The organism is Bacteroidota bacterium (assembly GCA_018692315.1).
GTDB lineage: Bacteria > Bacteroidota > Bacteroidia > Bacteroidales > JABHKC01 > JABHKC01.
Genome location: JABHKC010000113.1, coordinates 1 through 3,800 on the forward strand (window position 1 = coordinate 1; position 3,800 = coordinate 3,800).

3 protein-coding genes are annotated in these 3,800 nt (G+C 34.5%); 1 reads left to right on the top strand and 2 read right to left on the bottom strand.

The features are described from left to right. Window positions 1–161: 161 nt before the first annotated feature. Both HN894_08995 and HN894_09000 read right to left on the bottom strand, forming a co-directional pair. Window positions 162–1,361, bottom strand: a complete 1,200-nt coding sequence (locus HN894_08995) for an IS91 family transposase (GenBank protein ID MBT7143461.1) — start codon at window positions 1,359–1,361, stop codon at window positions 162–164. Next, window positions 1,358–2,236 carry a tyrosine-type recombinase/integrase gene (locus tag HN894_09000; GenBank protein MBT7143462.1) on the bottom strand — a complete coding sequence of 293 codons (879 nt, stop codon included), beginning with the start codon at window positions 2,234–2,236 and terminating at the stop codon, window positions 1,358–1,360. Before HN894_09000 ends, HN894_08995 begins: the two co-directional genes overlap by 4 nt. A 144-nt stretch (window positions 2,237–2,380) precedes the next feature. On the opposite strand from HN894_09000, the gene HN894_09005 reads away from it, so the two are divergent. Further along, window positions 2,381–3,634: a hypothetical protein gene (locus HN894_09005; GenBank protein ID MBT7143463.1), complete on the top strand. Its 1,254-nt coding sequence runs from the start codon at window positions 2,381–2,383 to the stop codon at window positions 3,632–3,634. Window positions 3,635–3,800: the final 166 nt, after the last annotated feature.

The following is a 3,800-nucleotide window of genomic DNA, read 5'->3' on the forward strand; positions in this document are numbered from 1 at the left end:
GATAATTTTTGATTGAATTTTCTCTCATTTTTTGGTTTTTCAATAGCATACCGTAATATATTTCATGTTTATTGCTCGAAATCTGAGATTTGGGCAATACTCTGCCTGTACGACCTCAAGATGTCGAAAAACAATATAAAATAAGCTCACAAAATAAAAATTCATACAGTTTTTGTAGTTTCAAGCATGTGTTGTATTTTTGGTGAAGCCCTCGATTTTGGCCTTTCTCTCAGTTCTATTGTAATGAGCCTGCCACCACATTCGCTGCATTTTGTTACATCCATTTCGTAAAACTGTTTTATAAACTCTAATGTACTGAGATTCGTAGCTTTTACGTACTTGCCAAGACAAAAATATGCGAACAATTTTGCGAGTTTGGCAGTTTTATTCCGCGAAGAAAGGAAACCGTAGTTCCTGATTTTCATAAACCTTGATGGCAAAACATGTTGAATAAACAATTTTATGAATTTCACTCCATATAAGGTTCTGATTTTTGTTTTGTAATTGTCCGAACGATCTGTATATGAAAAACTTACTGCCTTGTCTGAAACCTCCTTGATTCTGAAATTGCTAATGGCAATTTTGTGAGTATAGCGGCCAAGATATTCAAAAACAGAATGCTCACTTTCGAAGCTCTTTTTGGAATAGACCACCCAATCGGCATTGTAGAGATTTTCTTTCAAATTGTAGAAAAACTCGGTAGCAGATTGATTTTTCAAATCCCAAAACTGCAATTTTCCCTGTTTTCGAAACTGCTTCAAATAGTTGAGAAATTTGCCTTTAAAAGTAGAGCTAAGAGCCTCGACATTAAACAAATAGTCGCCATCTGATTGGGTCGATTTCCATTTGTTGTTTTTTGTGATTCCGCCGGCAGGGATAATGCAATGTAAATGAGGGTGATACTCCAAATTCTGTTTCCAAGTGTGCAGAATTGCAATCATGCCCATTTCGGCCTCAAGACGGTTTCTTTTGTCTTTCGAAAAGCTGTCGATAGTTTCCCAGGCTGTCTTGAATAGCAAGTTGTACAGCATTTTTTTGTTGAACTTAAAAAGCGTTCGCAATTCTGCCGGAACAGTAAAAACCGTGTGATGATATTTCACAGGCAGAATATCGTTTTTTCTGGCAAATATCCATTTGTCTTTATTAACTGCCTGACAGTTTGGGCAATGTCGATTTCCACAGGAGTTGTAATGAGTTTGAACTTCTCCGCAATCTTCACAGGCTTGAACATTGTAGCCCAAATCGCCAGATTTGCAGGCAATAATGCTTTTCATTGCGCGATGCTGTTCAAGGGTAGCAGAATTGTGCTGTAAATATTCGTCGGCAAAAGTCCGAAAAACTATATTTATCGGCGAATTCATGGCAGCTTTTCCCATTTGTCGAGCGGACTAAAACCTTTCACTAGCGGAATTTCGCTAATGTGAAGATAAATCATGGTGGTTTTGACAGAAGCATGACCCAAAATATATTGCAATGTCTTGATATTCATGCCATCTTCGAGAGCATGTGAGGCAAAACTGTGGCGAAGTTCGTGAAGGGTAATTTTTTTGATTCCCGAGTTTTTTATTGCCGTAGTCAAAGCGTGCCTCAAACCGCTGGCAGATAGCGGCTCTCCTTTGCGAGCACCATTAAAAAGATATACTTGCGGATAACTTTTCAGGTAATAATCTCGCAATTTAGGCAGAAGTTTTTCTGAAAGCACAGTGTAGCGGTCTTTTTGGCCTTTGCCACCATTTATCCTGATTCGGAACTTGCCGTCGCCGGTGTCAAGGTCTTCGATTTTCAGATTCAGGAGCTCGTTTCGCCTGAGCCCAGTTGCATAAAGAAGCATCAGCATTAGCTTGTGTTTCAAATTCAGAGCCGAACTGAAAAGCTTAAAAAGCTCTTCGCTACTGCAAACCGAAGGCAAATCTTTTTCTTCTTTCGGATAAGGAATTTTGAATGCAAATTCTTCATTATCAGCAATAGAACTGTAGTACCATCGAAGACCGGCAACATAAATTTTTATGGTTCGCCAAGCTCTGAATTTGTGGTACTGAAGCATATGTAACCAATCAATAATTTCATCAATTTCCGTATCGTCAGGATGTTTTGAAGTGTATTTGCACAAATACTCAACTGCCCGCACATAGTTCCGTACCGTTTGCTCAGAATGATTACTCACTAAAAGCCTTTTTCGCATTTTGTCTAATATTTCAGACAATTCTTTTACCGTAAATTCACTTTTTTTCTCCATCTTTACATATTTTAAATTAATAAAGATGATCTTACGAAATTATTACTGAATTAGCTGGCTTGGGTTTAGTTCAACATGCTGTATAAATCATTAAATGAACCGATTCATACAGCTATTCGTTAGCCACAAGCAAATGAGAACATTATGAAAAAACTCATCACAAATATTGATTTTACAACATTATTTGGTTCTTCTTTAGGTTTTCAAAATGACATTATTGCAAAGAAAGGCTTGAGTTTATCAAGATTGTTAAATATTAGCAATTTAGTTGAATCAATAGTTTTAAACTCTAAAATACAATTCGAACTTGGAAATACTCCAATTTGGGAACCATATAGAGATTCATTAGAAAAAACTATTTTATACCAAATTCTTTCAAAAGAAAGAAAAATGCTTTCCATTATTGAAGAACCTATTGATAATGATGAAATTCTAATTGGGGACTTACTAAAAACTATTTCCAATGAAATCTATGAAGAAGATTTAAAGTCTTTAAAATGGGCTGTAAGCTTTAGAGGAGGAATATTTAATGAGCTTAGAGAATTCCCTAGACTGAACACATTTGATGATAACACAAATAACTCATTTACTGACAGATATCTAAATGTCATTAAAGAAACTTTTACAAAAACGGAGCAGCAAGATTTTATCAAAGCAGTGAAGTATTTGGAAGATAATCAAATAGGTATTATTGGTATTCATGTTTTGATGCGTATTGCATTATGGGAAAGAAAAATAATTGAAAGAGAAAACTCTATTTACTCACCTCATTTTTCAAGGCAACCTTTGATTTATTCATCAAACAATATCACAAACCATAAAACTATTCATGAATGGAATATGGATAAATTAAAGGAATGTTCTAGGTCCCTGAAATACAACACTCTTAATCTAAAGAAAGATGAATTAATTGATTATTTATCTCCTGTATTTATAGCTTGCCTTGATAATGCAAAAAACCCAATGGGAATAATTGAAAATGCATTAAGAATCAGAAATTCAAAATATGCAAAAATTTACAGGAATGAATGCGAGTCTTTAATAATTGATGAAATTAATGAAAGAAACATAGATATAAATCAGTACAAAATAAATATGGTTGACAAGATGAAAAATCTAAATGATTTTTTATATTCCAAAGGCAACACAAAAACAGTAATGACAAATATCTCCATGACTTTTCCTAAATACATGCCATTCCGTTGGCAACAAACAATTAGGAATACAAAAAAGGTAGATAAATTGAAAGGTAAAAAGTCTTCATATTTATTATCTGACATTCTTCAACAGTCGATAGCAATATATCAAGTCGGAGAAAAAATAAATAAAATATTCGGTGTAGAATTTAAATTTGACACTAATATTAGAACTGTAAATATGCCAGTGGCTAACACCTAAGAATATAAAAACAGCGAAAAACTATAGTGCCAGGCACTGTAGTTTTTATATTCGTTGTTGAGCTAAACCCAAGCCGGCGGGCTTAAAGTGAAGGATTTGGCGTATATGTATTTTTAATAATTTGGGGATTTTGGAGGGAAACGGAATTTCTGCTTAGTTTTCCGAA